Raw genomic sequence first — 15006 nt, forward strand, 5'->3', positions numbered from 1 at the left:
ACTACGCCACAGGAATAAGTATGTCGACATTGATAACTTTACCGTTTAAATGTTCCTTCCTGTATAATTCGATGAAAAAGCTTTCTCTCATCTTGACATTAATGGCCGGCAGATGGGCATCATAGATGCTCTCAAAAAAATCAATATACTCAGGCAGCTCCCCCATAAAGGGAATAACAATATATTTACCCATAGGTATATAGAAGTTAAAAATGGAATGGAATACCTCTTGTTCCTTGCTACTGGAATGCCTCTTTCCCCCTCGGTTTTTTTCCGTACTATAAGCCCCCCTATTATTGCTTAGCCATCTATCATTAGTCTGCGCAATATCGCTGGGATTTCTGTACTTCCTAACAGAGTGGAAAATCAATGCCTTGTACTGTTTTAACATCTCGATGTCATCCGGCATGACCGTATGATAAAAATAGGGTTTCTTGTCGCTGCCATACGGTGGAATCTGGGTGGAAAAATCCCATCCACGGCTGTTTCTAAAATGGTTGGGCGTTTCGCCAAAAAAACGCTTGAATGCCCGCGTGTAGCACTGTTGAGAAGCAAATCCGGATGCTAGGGCAACATCTAATATATTTCCTTGATGTTGCTTCAACAAGACAGCGGAACGGCTCAATTTTCTATTCCTGATATAAGTCCCGAGCGTCACGCCGAAATAATGTTTAAACAAACGTTGCAAATGCCATTTAGAATAGCCAGAGATAATTGAAACCTTCTCGACAGAAAGCCCCTCTATAATATTTTTCTCCATATACTCTAACACTTGTAAAAGAATATCTTTTCTATAATCCATGGGCGCTCCTTGCTTTTATAAAAACCGTGTCCTTTTCATTAAAATCGTTAAGCCGACAAATTAAGTCATTAAGATAAATCCTAAAAAAACCACCCTGCCGATTCAATTTTCACGGCATAGGAAAAGTCATCATATAAATAACTGAAAATGATCATGTTATATAAATGCGCTTGCGAAAAATCCGCGAATAAAAAATGCGGCATGCAAAATGCATCCATTAAAGATGCACTTGCCATACCCGGAAGAATCACACTTTATGTTAATTATTTTATCTTAAAGTGTTTTTTACGCCCCAACTGCAGAACCAAATAGGAATTTCATCATTGAAAATTAAAATGCTTTTTATAACCAGAACGATTGATAAAAATTACTGAAGCTAATGAGTAAAAACATGAGCAGTGGCTGAAAAGAAGATAGAGATAGGTTCATTTTCTTAACATCGAGCCAGATAATCACAGTTCCTAATAGAGAGTTTCTTTTATCTCTTTTTCTGCACTGAGAAAAACCGATATTTTAACACATCTTGCTCGATGCCCTATTTTACCCTCCACGCCAATTGGGGGCATTACTCCGCCCACCGTGAACCACCAGCCCTCTACCGCAAAAACACCGAGCCGATTCGCACCGTATTTTGCTGCCAGAATAGCCTGATTGCCCAGTAAAAAGCCCAGCCTCTAAGGCTGGGCTTTTTATTCAACGGGCAGATCAATCAGCCAGATTGTCGATCTCTGCAGATCTGTGCTTACGCAATAGATACAGCAGCAACGACACCCGCCGCTCGGTGCGTTCCGGGGTATCCGGCGGCAGGTTGTAGCGCAGGGTATAGCGCTCGTTGTTCTCGTTGCAAAAATCGATGACGAGCACGGGAGCAGAGGCTCCCGCTACTTTTCGATAATTCAGTGAGATGCACGACAGGTTTTTTTTCATCTCAACTGACCGCGAGGGTGCGACGGGTTGATTCGGCAATCCGCCCTACGCCGGCGCTCAACGCGGCGCCCAACAGCAGCACCAACAGCGAGCCCCACGCAGCGCGCGACAGCTGTTTGGCCGCTTCATCTGCCGCTTCACGCGCTTTCTGCTCGGCCTCAGCCTTGAGTTTTTCCACTTTCTGCACCGCTTGCTGGTAAGCCTGAGCGTAGTTATCGACGATTTGGCTCGCTTCATCACGGCTCTTGCCGGTGCGCGCCGCAACGATATTCACCAGCGCATCCTTATCGGCCGCGCTCAACGTCGGCTCACCGGACTGCTTGACGCGTTCGAACCACTGCTTAAGCTCGGAGGCGGCCCGCGCCGGATCGGCAGCGGCGTCCATGGCCGACTGCTTGCCGTCGGCGGTCGCCCTATCGGCCTTCTGTTCCAACCGGGCCGGATCCAGTTCCGGCTTGCCGGTCTGCTTGAGCGTAGCGTTCAATTGGTTTTCCAGGCTTCCCCAGTCAAGGCCGATGCCCTTTTTATCCAGCTGTTTTTTGAGGCCTTCGCCCACGTTTGGCGCTGCCGCCGCCAGGCCGTTGCCCGCCAACGAAAGCCCTTTGCCCACCGCGCTGCCCGCCAGCCCCACCACGCCACTCGCCAATGAAACCATCAGCCAGGTGGTCAACAAGGTGGTGATCGCCCAGCTCAGCAGGCCGTGCAAGCCACCGCGATTCGGTGCGGTGCGACCGGCGAAAAACGCGCCTGCGGCCAGCGATGCCAGCGTTGAAACCAGCAGCCAGATCCCGGTGCCGGTGCCAAAGCCGCTCAGCGGGTTGCCCTTTTGCATCATATCCACAGCCTGGGCACCGATAGCCGTACCCAGCACGCTGAAGATCAGATAAGTCACCAGCGCCACGGCACTCCCGGCCAATATCGAGCCCCATGACACCTGAAACGCAAAGCGATTTGATTCATAGACAGTGGTCATCGTTGTTCCTTATATTTTCTGGACAAGTGATTGCACACACGGCGGATAACCGCGCAGACAAATTCAGTCTGCCGCGCGGCGTCGTCGGCCGTCCCGGTTCATTTGCGCCAGAATGACTAGTGCATTCACACCCTGCGAATACGCACGTTATGCACTAAGCTGCTCAGCGAGTAGCGTAACCCGCGGCCCCGTCAAAGGCCGCCCCCCCTTCTGTCTAGCGGAGAGCACATGAACCCATCCGTCCTGGCCAGCGAAACCCAGCGCGGCCACCTGCAGCAAATCATCTCCGGCTTGTCCGACGGCGTGATCCTGACGGATACCGATCAAACGCTTCTCTGGGCCAACGAGGCCGCGTTGGCCATGCATGGCGTGAGTCACCAGAAAGCCCTGGGGGCCAATGCCGACGAGTACGCGGCGCGTTTTGCCCTGCGCTATCGCAATAACCACCCGTTGGCGCTGGAACAGTACCCGCTGAACCGGGTTGCCGATGGCGAGACCTTCACCGATGTAGTGGTGGAAGTTCGGCAGGTCGACGATCCGGACAGCTTCTGGGTGCACCGCCTGCGGAGCCTGATTATCACCGATGCGCAGGGGCAGCCGGAGCTGCTGGCACTGATCCTGAGCGACGCGACGGAGTGGGCCAGCGCCGAACAGCGCTTTGAAAAAACCTTCAACGCCAATCCGGCGCCGGCGGTCATATGTCGGCTAAGCGACCTGCGTTACGTCAAGGTCAATCAGGGGTTCCTCGATATGACCGGTTACCAGCGTGAACAGGTCATGGGGCGCTCGGTCTACGAACTCGACGTTTTGGAACAGGCTGAGCACAAAGAGTTGGCGGTTCAGCGCCTGGGGGAAGGCGCCACCATTCCGCAGATGGAAGCCGAGCTAAAACTGCCCGGTGGCGGAAGCAAGCTGGTGGTGGTTGCCGGCCAACCGCTCGATATCAATGAAGACGACTGCATGCTGTTCACTTTTACCGATCTCGAACCCCGGCGCCAGGCGGAATCGGCGCTGCGGGAAAGTGAAGAGCGGTTCGCCAAGGCATTTCGCCTGAGCCCGGTGCCGACGTTGTTGTGTACGGCGCACGAGCGGCGCGTGCTGGACGTCAACGAAGCCTTTACCCGCACCACCGAGTACGATGCCGAATCCTTGATCGGCAAGACGGTCGATGAGATCCAGTTTATTGACGATCCCGAGGCGAACCGCCGTTTGTTTGCCGCACTGGAAAAAAGCGGCAACGTCGAAGGGCTGGACGTCCGGGTGCGCAAGAAAGGAAGCGAGTTGATCGACTGCGTGGCCTCGGCGGATGCCGTCAGCATTCACAATGCGCCCTGCTATCTGCTGGTGCTCATGGACATTACCGAACGCAAACGCTCGGAGCTGGAGCTGGTGAGCGCCATCGAAGAAGTGATGCAGGACGCCTCCTGGTTCAGCCAAACCTTGATCGAAAAACTGGCCAACGTAAAAAGCATCAACCGGCCCGATCAGACCGGATTTAATGCCAGCGACCTCACGCCGCGTGAACGCGATGTGCTGGAATTGATTTGCGAGGGGCTGCCGGACAAGAAAATCGCGGCGCGTCTCAATCTGGCGCTCAACACCATTCGCAATCATGTCGCGACGGTCTATTCCAAACTTGGCGTGCATAGCCGCAGCGAAGCCATCGTCTGGGCCAGAGAGCGCGGGCTGTTTACCGGCGGGCCAGCCTCCAGGAACGGCAAGTAACCTGCAAATGCACTATCCGCTCCGATGCAAACGCCCCTTATAGGCGCAAAGTGAAGCGCATAACATGGAGGTGCAAATGCAGGCTTTCGCCCTGTGCGGAAGCCAAACGGATCGAACCTTAGGAGCACATCATAATGAACAGCGAAAAAGCTAATGGCATGATGGAAAAAGTGGCGGGCAAAGCGCAGGAAATAGCGGGCGACGTCACAGGAAACGAACGTTTGCAGGCCGAAGGCGCCACGCGCTATGCAGCAGGCGCGCTGCAAGAGAAATACGGCGACGCCCTGAGCTGCGCCGGCAGCATGATGAAGAAAAACCCCCTCGCCGCATTAGCCCTCATTGCCGGCGCAGGCCTGTTGACCGGCCTGCTGCTGCGCCGCCGTTGATGCGCGCCGACGGGCAAACCGCTTTTCCCTGAATGCCGCGCCCGGAGGATAACCACCGGGCGCGGTTCTCCAGGTCAAAGAGCAAACGTAGCGAACATGCGGTCTTATCGATTTATTCGCCGGCAATGATAATTAACGGGTACTCCGCGTCGTCACAACGGCGGATTATTATGGTTAAGCCGTTATATCCCTTATTAAATACGGGCTTTTATCATTCAGGTTGTCGCATACCGCCTTTACTCGCCGTTTAACAACCCGCCATTTTATTATATTCGCCCTATTCCCGATTATCATCGCCCTCTCCATCAAAGCGTTCACCGGCTGTTATTTCCGGTTTTTATACGCACCATCGGTTTACCCTCAACATAGTTAAAATCGCCAGTTTAAAAACCGACTCTATCGGTCAATCTGGGTTTATCCCTCTCTCCATTAGATGTTAACATTGGCGTATTATGCGCACGGAGAAATAGCATGTTCCCCAGTAGAAAACATTCACAACGGGCCACCCCGCTGACCAGTTATCAATTTTCCCGGCTGCATACTTTCGAATGCGTCGCACGCCATTTATCTTTTTCGCTGGCGGCGCAAGAATTGTCGATCACCCCCAGCGCCGTAAGCCACCGCATTAATTTGCTCGAGAAAGAGTTAGGTTTTCTGCTATTCCAGCGTTTTCATCGCAGAATTACCCTGACGCCGGAGGGCGAGCGCATGCAATGGGCGCTCAACAGCTCCTTCAACACGCTGAATCAGGAAATTCTGGACATCAAAAATCGCGAGCTGACGGGGACGTTGACCCTCTATTCGCATCCCTCCCTGGTGCAATGCCTGCTGCTGCCGCGCATCGGCGAATTTATCGACCAGCACCCCACCATTCACCTCAACATTTTGACCGGACAGGAGATCATCAACCTGGCCAACCGCGGCGTTGACTTGGCGATGTACTTCGGCAAACTGCCTTCCGGACGGCATCTGGACGAGGCCTTTATGCAGGAATCGATGGTACCGATCTGCACGCCGCAGTACGCCGCCGCGCATAGCCTGTACGATGCGCCGGAAAACCTGGCCCATTGCACGCTGCTGCACGATCGCTACAACTCCGGCGAAGACGAATGGCAAACCTGGTCGCAACACTTTGCGCTGGGGCTGGATACCGACAGTAAAAGCATGGAGTTCGACCGCTCCGATCTCGCGGTGTTGGCCGCCACGCGGCACCTTGGCGTCGCCATGGGGCGGCTCAATCTGGTGCAGGACTGGATCAAAAGCGGCGAACTGATCATTCCTTTCACCGATATGACCGTGCCCTGCGAGCACTGCTATTTTACCTCGACCATCTCCGAGCGGCAGTGGCCAAAAATCCTCGCGTTTAAGCAGTGGATCATGAAAATCACCCCTCTGGTCTGATGGCCAGAGGGTTAGCGCTCTATTTTAGGGGAATAAGAAAAATGCAGCGCGCAGGCGTAGAGCCGGCCGCCCTTTGAATAAGAGATATATTTGCGGTTTTTATCCCAGGTAAGCAGGGAATTATTGGCAAAATAATAAACCTCCAATTGCATCCCATTAGCCAACCTCGACCAGCCTCGGCTTCGTATCACAGTAAAATCACCGTTATCGATGAGCGTAATCAACGGCACGCCCCACGCATAACGGGATATTTGCAGCCGAATAATGAATTGACTCTCGCAGCTTATTTGGTAGTTCTGTACATCAACATCCATAATTTATATTTTTGGTGCCACCCTTCGTTCACAATAAATAAGGTATGAGCAACTCACCACGATTAACCCCAGCACGATCAGCAGAGCACCCAATACAAACGCAATTTGCAGCGGTTCGCCGAGAATAACGCCTCCTGCCAGGATGCCGAATACCGGCGTCATAAAGGTGAGGATGCCCAGCGAGGAAGCCTGATAACGGCGCAGCAGCGAAAACCAGATCAGGTAGCTGAAAAACGATACCACCACCGTCTGAAACAGCAGGCTGTACCAGGCCACCGGACTTAAGGTGAAATGCAGGCTTCCCGTCGCCAGCGCCGGCAACGACAACAGCACACAGGCGCCCATCAACTGGCACAGCAGCGTCTGTTTGGCCGGGCAATCCGCCAGGCGCGTGGTGCGGATCATCAGGGTAGAAGCTCCCCAGGCGATCCCCGCCAGCAGGCCGTAAATATCGCCTTTCAGCCGATCGGCCCCGCCGCTTTCCACGGCCATGCCCAATATGGCCAGCACCACGCCGCCAAAAGCGATGAGCATGCCCAGCCACTGCACCAGCGACAGACGCTCCTGAGGAAGGAGAAAATGCAGGCCAAGGGCGGAAAACAGCGGTGCGGTGTACAAAAACACCGCCATATGCGAGGCGCTGGTGTAGCACAGCCCTGCGGAGACAAAAAAGAACTCCAGCGCGAACAATGCCCCCACGCTCAAACCGGCGCACAGCGTAGCGCGATCCCAGATGAAGCGCTCGCCGCGGCGGCGCGCCAGCAGGTAAACCGCCAGCGCGGCAAGACCCGAGCGAATAGCAATCTGCAGCCCCGCCGACACGTCCGGCTCCGCAGCCTTGATCGCCACCTGCTGCATCCCCCAGATGGCGCATAGCATCACCATCGCGGCGGCAGCCCTGCCGTCGATTCCGATTCTCGCATTCATAATAGGGTTCTCGCCGCCGTGAGAATAATAACGGTCAACCGTCGCGTTATTCTTTATAAACCACGATTTCCTGATAAAGCTTAATAACCTCACCATCGCTATCGACAGAGTCGGTATATTCCGTTTGCTGCGCCAGATGAATCACCTTCCATCCTTTACGCGCTAATTCGGGGATCGTCAGACGCCCCACGCCGCGGCAGGTGAACAGAGTGTCATCAGATAACCTTAGCTTGCTAACTTCTGCATAATCATAAGCTTGTGAATGACAAACGTGCGATTCTGCCGCCAACGCCGGCAGTGAAAACAGTCCCACTAACAACATTAACAGGTTTCTCATGGCGACCTCCCAATCGCTTATTCATGCCGGCCGATTACGCAGGCAAAGGCTGACGTTAATATGCCGGTGACAGGCTAAAACTAATTATCTCTTGCAAGGCTGAAATTACAGGCTGGTACCGGTGACTGACAAATGAAAAATATAAACCTTGGCGTTAAATGAATTCATCCGAATCAAAGGCATGAACAGCGCCCCTTTTCACCGCACGAAATGGTCAAAAACCGGCCAATAATTAGCAAGAAAAGTAATTCTTTATGCCACTGTTTATGTTACAAATGCCGCCCGCCGCTAAAACACCAAAAAAACCGTCAAAATGCGCAAAAACACAGCGTTCTGCGCAAAACATCGGCATGGCGGCGCTGATGGGGACGGTCATACATAAAACAGGGATAACACATGGCAATGAAATTGCGCGTATTGACTCAAGCGGTGGCGCTGGGTCTGGCGATCGGCAGCGCGTCGTTCGCCGCTCAGGCGGAAATCACCCTGCTGAAGCAGGATCCACAGGCCGGCGATCCGCTCAGCCGACTGAACTTTACCGTTGGCGGCAGCATCCGTCCGCAGTTCAACAACATGACGGGCGACGGCGACAAGGGCTCCTACAAGCGTAACGGCTTCGACGGCGGCACCCGCTTCCGTTTCGCGGCGGACTACTACCTGTTCGACGACATCAGCTGGATCAGCTACTACGAGCTGGGCGTGAACATTCCTGCGCTGTTTGACTGGGATCATCACTATGCCGACGGCGCGAGAAACACCAGCCGCCGCATGCTGTACACCGGCCTGAAAAGTAACACCTGGGGCCAGATGACCTTCGGTCAGCAGAACAGCGTTTACTATGATGTGGTGGGCGCCAAGACCGATATCTGGGACTATGACATGCTGGCCCAGGCGCCGGGCAACGGCATCAACGGCGACTACGACGGCTCTTACCGTTCACGCAAAATGCTGAAATACAAGAATCGCTTCGGCGATGCGGACGTTTATGCGTCGTACTTGTTCAGCGACAGCGACTACCTGCCGGGCAACGGCCTGCGCTATAAGCGCAAAGGCGGCGGTTCACTGGGCGTGGATTACCACATTACCCAGGATCTGACCTGGGGCACCGCCTGGAACTACACCCGCGCCGAAATGCGCAACCCGTCCACCAGCGGCAGCAAGAGCTACGATCAGAATATCGTCGGTACCGCCCTTAGCTGGAAACCGGACAACTGGACGCTGACCTTTGGCGGTGGCTACTACCACGATTTCCTGACCACCAAGAAAGCTGACATCAACAATTACTTCGCCGGCGATGCGTGGGGTATCGAATACCTGGCCGGTTATACCGTGCCGGTTGGCCAATACGCGGTGAAATCGGTGATGCCGTACTTTATGGGTGACCGTCTGGAATACGTCACCGGCCGCAACTACCAGCGTATCGACAACGGCCTCGGGGTTACCGTGCAGTTCGACTACGGTTTCCGCGTTGACGTAGAGCATGTGCTGACATCGAGCACCGACAACCTCGGCGATATGACCGTGGTGCGTCTGCGCTACGATTTCTGATTGCTCAGAACGTAAAAAAGGCCGCGCAAGCGGCCTTTTTCGTTATGGGCACAGCGCGTCAGAAACCGCCGCGCGCCGAACGCCCTACCGCTTCGCCCAGCTGCCATACCGCCATGGCGTAATGGGTGCTGTGGTTATAGCGGGTGATGACGTAGAAGTTCGGCAGGCCGTACCAATACTGGTAGCCGGTGCCGACATCGAGCCGCAGCAGGCTGGCTTCCTGGTTATCACCGAGCGAACCCTGCGGGCTCAGGCCGGCTTCCGCCAGCGCGGCGACCGAATAACGGGTCTTGAAGCCGTTTTCCAGCCCCGGCGCCTGGCCGTTGGCCTGAATGGCGACCGGCTCGCCTTTAGACCAACCGTGCGCCTTGAAGTAATTGGCCACGCTGCCGATGGCATCGACCGGATCCCACAGGTTGATATGGCCATCGCCGTTGAAGTCGACCGCATAGCTCTTGAAGGAAGAAGGCATGAACTGACCATAGCCCATCGCGCCGGCGAAGGAGCCGCGCAACTCGAGGGGATCGTCGCCTTCGGTGCGCGACATCAGCAGGAAAGTCTCCAGCTCGCCGGCGAAGTAATCGGCACGGCGCGGGTAGTCAAAGGCCAGCGTCGCCAACGCATCGATAATGCGGGTTTTACCCATTACGCGGCCCCAGCGGGTCTCCACGCCGATAATCCCCACGATGATCTCCGGCGGCACGCCGTACACCTGCCAGGCACGCTGCAGCGCATCCTGATATTGATTCCAGAATACCACGCCGTTCTGCACGTTATCCGGCGTGATGAATTTGTTGCGGTAACGCAGCCAGGAGCCGTTCGGCCCGGTAGGCCCCTGGGTAGACGGCGTCGGCGCCTGCCTGTCCATCAGCCGCAGCACCGAATCCAGACGCCGCGCCTGTGCCAGCACGTCGTGCAGCTGCTGTCGATCAAAGCCGTGTTCCTGCACCATTTTATCGATAAAGCGTGCGGTATTCGGGTTATTGGCGAAATCACCACCCAGCGGCGCGCCGCTGTGCGACGGGCTCAGCAAAAAGCCGCCCTTTACCGGGGTGCCCTGCGGCGTAGCGGTGGTACTGGGTTTCGGCGTGCTGCTACAGGCAGCAAGCAAGGTAATCAGCGGTAAAAGCGCAACCAGGTGACGCATCGGATATCCATATAGCCATGCAAGAGATAAGTGGGAGTTATGTTAATGCATTGTTCGGCGCGAACAAACAGGATTATGCCGCCAATTGCCGCGTCAGGTGGCCAAACGTGCCAAATTGTGAGGTTTTGCACGATGGAGAGGCGCCCGCTGTGGCAGCACGGAATTTCAACCGCGACTAAATGAGAAAAATTATCACCTTGACGCCCCCTTTTGCCCCGATAAAATGCCCGACTGCTTGCCATCCAGGCGCTGCCAGGTGGCCAATTATCACGACAATGGACCGTTATGGAATCTCTCGGACAACTCGCCCAAGCGCTCTACCGTGGGCGCGTCTCGCGTAAAGCCTTTATTTTCTCGCTGGTGATTTTTGCCATCGGCATCGTGCTGCTGTCGTTTCTGTCGACCTATCTGGATAAAAACCATTTTCGCGCCCATGCGCACAGCGATATCGCCGAGTTTGTCTCGGTGTTGCTGTATCTGCTGTGCATTATGGTTTGGGCGCTGGTCTGTTTCGGCCTGGTGACATGGTTCATGGCCAAAACCGCGTTTCGGTTCAACGATATCGGCCTGCCCGGTTGGGCGCTGGCCGTGGCGTGCTATGTTTGCTCGGTGCTCAACAACTACTCCCCCGGCCCGGTGGCGCGCTGGCTGCCGCTGTTCAGTCTGGCCGGCATGATCTGCGCCCTGCTGTTGCCGCCCGACGGGCTGCGCCGCAAACCGGACGGCAACGCTGACGACTAACGCAGTTGCACCACCTTGTTCGCCGCCGGTTCTGCCGCCGTCAGCCTGCCGCTGACCTGGCTGATGCCGCCGCCGCTGTTATGGGATACCACGGCGATCGGCAAACGCCGCAGCTGCCGGGTCAGCTCAGGCGTGATATAGCCGATGTGGGTGTTCTGTTGCTGCTTCCGCCAGCGGTCGGCCGCTCTGCGGCGGGAGAAATGCTGGTTGTATTTGGCCCAGGCGATCAGGGTGACGGCATTGAACAACGCCACCATGATATACAGCGAGATCACCTCCAGCAGCGACAGGGCGGACCCCACGCCGTGCTGATCCATCACCGACATCAGGCCGCGGCTGAACAGATAAAGAAAGCCGCACCAGGCGAAAAGCGTCAGCAAGCCATCGACCACCCGCGGCAGCAGACCGCGTTCCGAATAAATCAGGACGTCCGTCATTCTTTGATCCTCCCAATGCCCCGGTCGGGGCTGATCCAGCGCGCACGCCCGCGCCGAGCTTTCAACATCACTTTGGAAAACGCCACCAGCGTGGTCAGCAGGCTGAGCAGCCAATACACCAGCGGATACCAGATTATCCAGAACAGCGAGCGGCCGAAGCCCTTCTCATAGCGCTTCTCCAGCAGCAGGCTGACGGTGAACTGCAGCAAGCACACCACGCCCAGCACCAGGCCGGTAAACGCCGGCGTCAGCAACGAGTGAATGCGGATGCCCTCCGGCAGCGGCACCACCAGCCCGACCAGGAAAATCAGCACGCTGACCAGGTAAGTGAACGCCCACAACGTAGAGAGGCAATACTCGGCAAACAGCAGCCACATATGCCGGTGCTCCCAGGCCCACAGGTTGCGCAGGTTCTTTAAAAACACCTCGGCGCCGCCCTGTGCCCAGCGCAGGCGCTGCTTCCACAGCCCGCGCAGGGTCTCAGGCATCAGGATCCAGCACAGTGCCCGCGGTTCGAAGAAGATAGCCCAGTGCTTCAGCTGCAACTTCCAGCTGATGTCGATGTCTTCGGTGATCATGTCCTGGCTCCAGTAGCCGACATCGGTAAGCGCTTGCTTACGAAATGCGGCCACCACGCCGGAAATGGTGAACAGGCGGCCATAGACGCGCTGCGTGCGCTTGATAAGGCCGATGATCGACGAAAACTCGCCGACCTGGATGCGGCCGATCAGCGTGGAGCGCGTGCGGATGCGCGGGTTGCCGGTTACCGCGCCGACGTTTGGGTTGGCCAACAGCGGTGCCACCAAATAGGCCGCCGCATCGCGATCCAGCAGCGCATCGCCGTCGATGCATACCAGATACTCGCTGCGCGCCGCCGCCGCGCCCGCCTGCAGCGCGATCGCTTTGCCCTGATTTTGCGCCAGATGGATCACCCGCAGACGGGGGAACTCCAACGTCAACTGGTCCAGCACCTCGGCGGTGTCATCGCTGGAGCCGTCGTTGATGGCAATCACTTCGATATTTTCATAGCGCTGCGCCATCGCCGCCGAAATGGTCTCACGCGCGTTCAACCCTTCGTTAAAACAGGGGATCAGCACGCTGATCGACGGATTGCCCGGCAGCTCCGGCGCGGGCATATCCGGGCTCCAACGCCAGTGGCGCTCGCGGTGCAGCCAGAAATAGATGCCGCCGGCGATCCAGATGCCGGACATGAACAGCGGCCAGAAGAACACAAAGTTGAGCAGCACTTCGCCGGTAAACAGCAGGACGATGCCGAAAGGCACGCTCAACACCAGACACAGGATAAATAAGGCAATTAAACGATCGGTCATGGCAGTGGGAACCAGGCTGAGGACAACACCGGGCGAACGGCATCCAGCTTAGGCCGATCGTCGAGGAAGTTGTCGGGGTAATAACCAAAGCTCTGAGCGCCATTGCGCTGCAGGCGACGCATCCATTCGGCCAGCAGTTGACCGTCATCCAGGCTGATCCGGCGCTCCTTGCGCCAGTCTACGGCCTGTAACTCAAACACCGTTTTATCGAGCGCGCCGGGGTAAGCGGCCACTTTGCCCACCAGTTGATCCAGCCAACGGCCGCTGTCGGCGCGCGGCACGTTTTCCATCAGCGGCATCGCCATCGGCGCTACCCAGTCGTAGGCCTGCAGGAAATCCGCCAGGTTCTGGCCGAACCAGGCTTCGCTGGCGGGATCGAGCACCGGCATCGCATAGATGTTGCGCGCGGTTTGCACCTGCGGGCCACGGATCGCCCGCACTCGCTCGGTCAGCGACTGGGTAAACTCGATCAGCGCACGGCTCTTGAAGCGCGTCCAGCGCGCCATCGCCTGCGGATCCTGGCGTATCGCCGCCACCGAATCCGCGAAGCCGGCCTGACGGTAAGCCGCCACGGCATCGGGGCCGGCGTCTTCGAAGTCCGACAGCAGGGCATCGTCGTGGAACAGGATCCCTTTGAAGGTGGCGTGGGCCGCCAGATCCTCGTAGATCTCACCGATGCGCTGGCGCGCCACCGGGCTGAACGGCGACAGGCGGCGGTACTGCTTGTCGTCTACCGACAGCTGCCCGCTTTGCGGATCGAGGCGCTGTACGCGCGGCACGTCAGATCCCAGCTCGAACGCCAGCACCGGCATCCAGGCATACACGGCCACGCCGGTGCGCGAGGTGAGCTGCCAGGATACCCGGTTGAACAGGTCGGCCTTCATCGGCAGCCAGCGGTTGGGGAAATAGAGCTCGCGCACGTTGCCGTCGCCTTTTGGATCGGCGAACGCCTGCAGGAAAACGGTATTGATGCGCAGGTCGTAGATGCGCTGGATCAGCTTGTCGAGGTTTTTGGCCTGCTGCTGTGGATCGGGATCGTAGAGATAGTCGAGATCGACGTGTGCCACCCGCATGATCTGCCGGTTCTGTATCTGCGTCAGCTGCTGGGCGAAGCTCGTCAGCGACGGGTTGCCGGCCACCAGCATGCGCGGCACGTTTTCAGGTGCGTTGACATCTCCCAGCCCGTTCTCCAGCGTCAGCGCCATGCGGTAACCGTGCTTGCGCGCGATGTCCAGCGCCACGCCGCCGGCCGCGCCGTACGGCCAGACCCACACGCGCGGCGCCTTACCGGTGGTGGCGGTGATGCGCCGGGTGATCAACGCCACGTCCTTCTCGATGCGTTGGCGATATTCCGCCTCGCTCTCGTAGCGGCCCTGTTTGGCGTCATACAGTCGATTGGCGACCGCCGGTTCGGTATTGCCCTGCGGGTTGGCAATGCCGCCGTAATGCGAAGCGTAGGTGTGCGCACCGATCTCCACCAGCCCAGAGTCCGACACTTCCCGCACCTGCTGCCAGGTGAGGAAGCGATCGCGCGGCGTCATCAGGCCGCCGAAATCGACCGGCTTATCGGCCGGCGCATCCAGCCAGACGCCGACCGGCGCCAGCACCGCCGGCCAGTTGTAGGCCTTCAGCAGCGGGAAGACCCGGCTGTAGAAGCTGCGGTAGCCATCGTCGAAGGTCAGCAACACCGCTTTGTTCGGCAACGCCGGACCGCCGTTTTGCGCCTGCAGGATCTGCTCGACCGACACCGGCTGGTAGCCGTTTTGCTTCAGCCAGGCGAACTGTTCGTTGAGCGCGCTGGTGCGCACCGACATGTAACGCTGGTCCGCCGCGCCGTCTTCCACGTCGTGATACGCCAGCACCACGTAACGGTTGGCCGGCCACGGGCGTTCCATCGGCCCCACGGGGCGCTCCGCCGGTGGCGTGAAACGTGGCACGTCCGCCTGGCTGCAGGCAGTGGTCAGCAACGCGACCAGCACGAAAAGCGAGGATCGAATAAGCATGATTATT

At 57.0% G+C, this 15006-nt stretch carries 15 protein-coding genes; 5 read left to right on the forward strand and 10 right to left on the reverse strand.

Annotated elements, in window-relative coordinates; all coding sequences use genetic code 11:
• Position 1 precedes the first annotated feature (1 nt).
• The 3 genes from EGY12_RS00625 to EGY12_RS00635 form a co-directional block, all read right to left on the reverse strand.
• On the reverse strand, positions 2 to 802 hold the full coding sequence (locus tag EGY12_RS00625) for a helix-turn-helix domain-containing protein (RefSeq protein WP_123892242.1): 801 nt from the start codon (positions 800 to 802) through the stop codon (positions 2 to 4).
• A gap of 705 nt (positions 803 to 1507) precedes the next feature.
• Positions 1508 to 1666: a hypothetical protein gene (locus tag EGY12_RS00630; protein WP_230201404.1), complete on the reverse strand. Its 159-nt coding sequence runs from the start codon at positions 1664 to 1666 to the stop codon at positions 1508 to 1510.
• A 64-nt stretch (positions 1667 to 1730) separates the two neighbouring features.
• Positions 1731 to 2702 carry a hypothetical protein gene (locus EGY12_RS00635; protein WP_123892243.1) on the reverse strand — a complete coding sequence of 324 codons (972 nt, stop codon included), beginning with the start codon at positions 2700 to 2702 and terminating at the stop codon, positions 1731 to 1733.
• A gap of 228 nt (positions 2703 to 2930) precedes the next feature.
• Between EGY12_RS00635 and EGY12_RS00640 the strand changes: the two genes are divergently transcribed.
• The 3 genes from EGY12_RS00640 (at position 2931) to dsdC (ending at position 6214) form a co-directional block, all read left to right on the forward strand.
• On the forward strand, positions 2931 to 4427 hold the full coding sequence (locus EGY12_RS00640; protein ID WP_123892244.1) for a helix-turn-helix transcriptional regulator: 1497 nt from the start codon (positions 2931 to 2933) through the stop codon (positions 4425 to 4427).
• Positions 4428 to 4561: 134 nt separating this feature from the next.
• Positions 4562 to 4813: a CsbD family protein gene (locus EGY12_RS00645; protein ID WP_123892245.1), complete on the forward strand. Its 252-nt coding sequence runs from the start codon at positions 4562 to 4564 to the stop codon at positions 4811 to 4813.
• A gap of 471 nt (positions 4814 to 5284) precedes the next feature.
• Positions 5285 to 6214: a DNA-binding transcriptional regulator DsdC gene (gene dsdC / locus EGY12_RS00650; RefSeq protein ID WP_123892246.1), complete on the forward strand. Its 930-nt coding sequence runs from the start codon at positions 5285 to 5287 to the stop codon at positions 6212 to 6214.
• Positions 6215 to 6225: 11 nt separating this feature from the next.
• On the opposite strand, the gene EGY12_RS00655 is transcribed toward dsdC, so the two are convergent.
• Genes EGY12_RS00655 through EGY12_RS00665 form a run of 3 tightly spaced genes read right to left on the reverse strand, consistent with a single transcriptional unit; the run spans position 6226 to position 7792 of the window.
• Positions 6226 to 6528, reverse strand: a complete 303-nt coding sequence (locus EGY12_RS00655) for a hypothetical protein (RefSeq protein ID WP_123892247.1) — start codon at positions 6526 to 6528, stop codon at positions 6226 to 6228.
• A 3-nt stretch (positions 6529 to 6531) separates the two neighbouring features.
• A complete protein-coding gene (locus tag EGY12_RS00660) occupies positions 6532 to 7455 on the reverse strand; it encodes a DMT family transporter (RefSeq protein ID WP_123892248.1) in 924 nt (307 codons plus the stop codon).
• Positions 7456 to 7501: 46 nt separating this feature from the next.
• Positions 7502 to 7792, reverse strand: a complete 291-nt coding sequence (locus tag EGY12_RS00665; RefSeq protein ID WP_123892249.1) for a hypothetical protein — start codon at positions 7790 to 7792, stop codon at positions 7502 to 7504.
• Between the two features lie 396 nt (positions 7793 to 8188).
• Between EGY12_RS00665 and EGY12_RS00670 the strand changes: the two genes are divergently transcribed.
• Positions 8189 to 9340 carry a porin gene (locus EGY12_RS00670; RefSeq protein WP_123892250.1) on the forward strand — a complete coding sequence of 384 codons (1152 nt, stop codon included), beginning with the start codon at positions 8189 to 8191 and terminating at the stop codon, positions 9338 to 9340.
• Positions 9341 to 9398: 58 nt separating this feature from the next.
• Here EGY12_RS00670 and mltB read toward each other — a convergent pair whose 3' ends face one another.
• A complete protein-coding gene (gene mltB, locus EGY12_RS00675; protein ID WP_123892251.1) occupies positions 9399 to 10487 on the reverse strand; it encodes a lytic murein transglycosylase B in 1089 nt (362 codons plus the stop codon).
• Positions 10488 to 10772: 285 nt separating this feature from the next.
• Between mltB and EGY12_RS00680 the strand changes: the two genes are divergently transcribed.
• Positions 10773 to 11228 carry a DUF805 domain-containing protein gene (locus EGY12_RS00680; protein WP_123892252.1) on the forward strand — a complete coding sequence of 152 codons (456 nt, stop codon included), beginning with the start codon at positions 10773 to 10775 and terminating at the stop codon, positions 11226 to 11228.
• Here the strand turns inward: EGY12_RS00680 and pgaD are convergent.
• From pgaD to pgaB, 3 genes are read right to left on the reverse strand one after another with little or no spacing between them, the layout of a single operon-like run.
• Positions 11225 to 11665: a poly-beta-1,6-N-acetyl-D-glucosamine biosynthesis protein PgaD gene (gene pgaD / locus EGY12_RS00685; protein WP_123892253.1), complete on the reverse strand. Its 441-nt coding sequence runs from the start codon at positions 11663 to 11665 to the stop codon at positions 11225 to 11227. The genes EGY12_RS00680 and pgaD overlap by 4 nt on opposite strands.
• Positions 11662 to 12996: a poly-beta-1,6-N-acetyl-D-glucosamine synthase gene (pgaC, locus tag EGY12_RS00690; RefSeq protein WP_123892254.1), complete on the reverse strand. Its 1335-nt coding sequence runs from the start codon at positions 12994 to 12996 to the stop codon at positions 11662 to 11664. The genes pgaD and pgaC overlap by 4 nt, the downstream gene beginning before the upstream one ends.
• Positions 12993 to 14999 carry a poly-beta-1,6-N-acetyl-D-glucosamine N-deacetylase PgaB gene (gene pgaB / locus EGY12_RS00695; RefSeq protein ID WP_123892255.1) on the reverse strand — a complete coding sequence of 669 codons (2007 nt, stop codon included), beginning with the start codon at positions 14997 to 14999 and terminating at the stop codon, positions 12993 to 12995. Before pgaB ends, pgaC begins: the two co-directional genes overlap by 4 nt.
• Between the last annotated feature and the right edge of the window lie 7 nt (positions 15000 to 15006).

Source organism: Serratia sp. FDAARGOS_506 (genome assembly GCF_003812745.1).
In the GTDB taxonomy this organism is placed as follows: Bacteria; Pseudomonadota; Gammaproteobacteria; order Enterobacterales; family Enterobacteriaceae; genus Serratia.

Bases quoted from the DNA above. Each gene is read 5' to 3' on its own strand.
- EGY12_RS00625 (WP_123892242.1), bottom strand. From the start codon at position 802: ATGGATTATAGAAAAGATATTCTTTTACAAGTGTTAGAGTATATGGAG.
- EGY12_RS00635 (WP_123892243.1), bottom strand. From the start codon at position 2,702: ATGACCACTGTCTATGAATCAAATCGCTTTGCGTTTCAGGTGTCATGG.
- EGY12_RS00640 (WP_123892244.1), top strand. From the start codon at position 2,931: ATGAACCCATCCGTCCTGGCCAGCGAAACCCAGCGCGGCCACCTGCAG.
- EGY12_RS00645 (WP_123892245.1), top strand. From the start codon at position 4,562: ATGAACAGCGAAAAAGCTAATGGCATGATGGAAAAAGTGGCGGGCAAA.
- dsdC (WP_123892246.1), top strand. From the start codon at position 5,285: ATGTTCCCCAGTAGAAAACATTCACAACGGGCCACCCCGCTGACCAGT.
- EGY12_RS00655 (WP_123892247.1), bottom strand. From the start codon at position 6,528: ATGGATGTTGATGTACAGAACTACCAAATAAGCTGCGAGAGTCAATTC.
- EGY12_RS00660 (WP_123892248.1), bottom strand. From the start codon at position 7,455: ATGAATGCGAGAATCGGAATCGACGGCAGGGCTGCCGCCGCGATGGTG.
- EGY12_RS00665 (WP_123892249.1), bottom strand. From the start codon at position 7,792: ATGAGAAACCTGTTAATGTTGTTAGTGGGACTGTTTTCACTGCCGGCG.
- EGY12_RS00670 (WP_123892250.1), top strand. From the start codon at position 8,189: ATGGCAATGAAATTGCGCGTATTGACTCAAGCGGTGGCGCTGGGTCTG.
- mltB (WP_123892251.1), bottom strand. From the start codon at position 10,487: ATGCGTCACCTGGTTGCGCTTTTACCGCTGATTACCTTGCTTGCTGCC.
- EGY12_RS00680 (WP_123892252.1), top strand. From the start codon at position 10,773: ATGGAATCTCTCGGACAACTCGCCCAAGCGCTCTACCGTGGGCGCGTC.
- pgaD (WP_123892253.1), bottom strand. From the start codon at position 11,665: ATGACGGACGTCCTGATTTATTCGGAACGCGGTCTGCTGCCGCGGGTG.
- pgaC (WP_123892254.1), bottom strand. From the start codon at position 12,996: ATGACCGATCGTTTAATTGCCTTATTTATCCTGTGTCTGGTGTTGAGC.
- pgaB (WP_123892255.1), bottom strand. From the start codon at position 14,999: ATGCTTATTCGATCCTCGCTTTTCGTGCTGGTCGCGTTGCTGACCACT.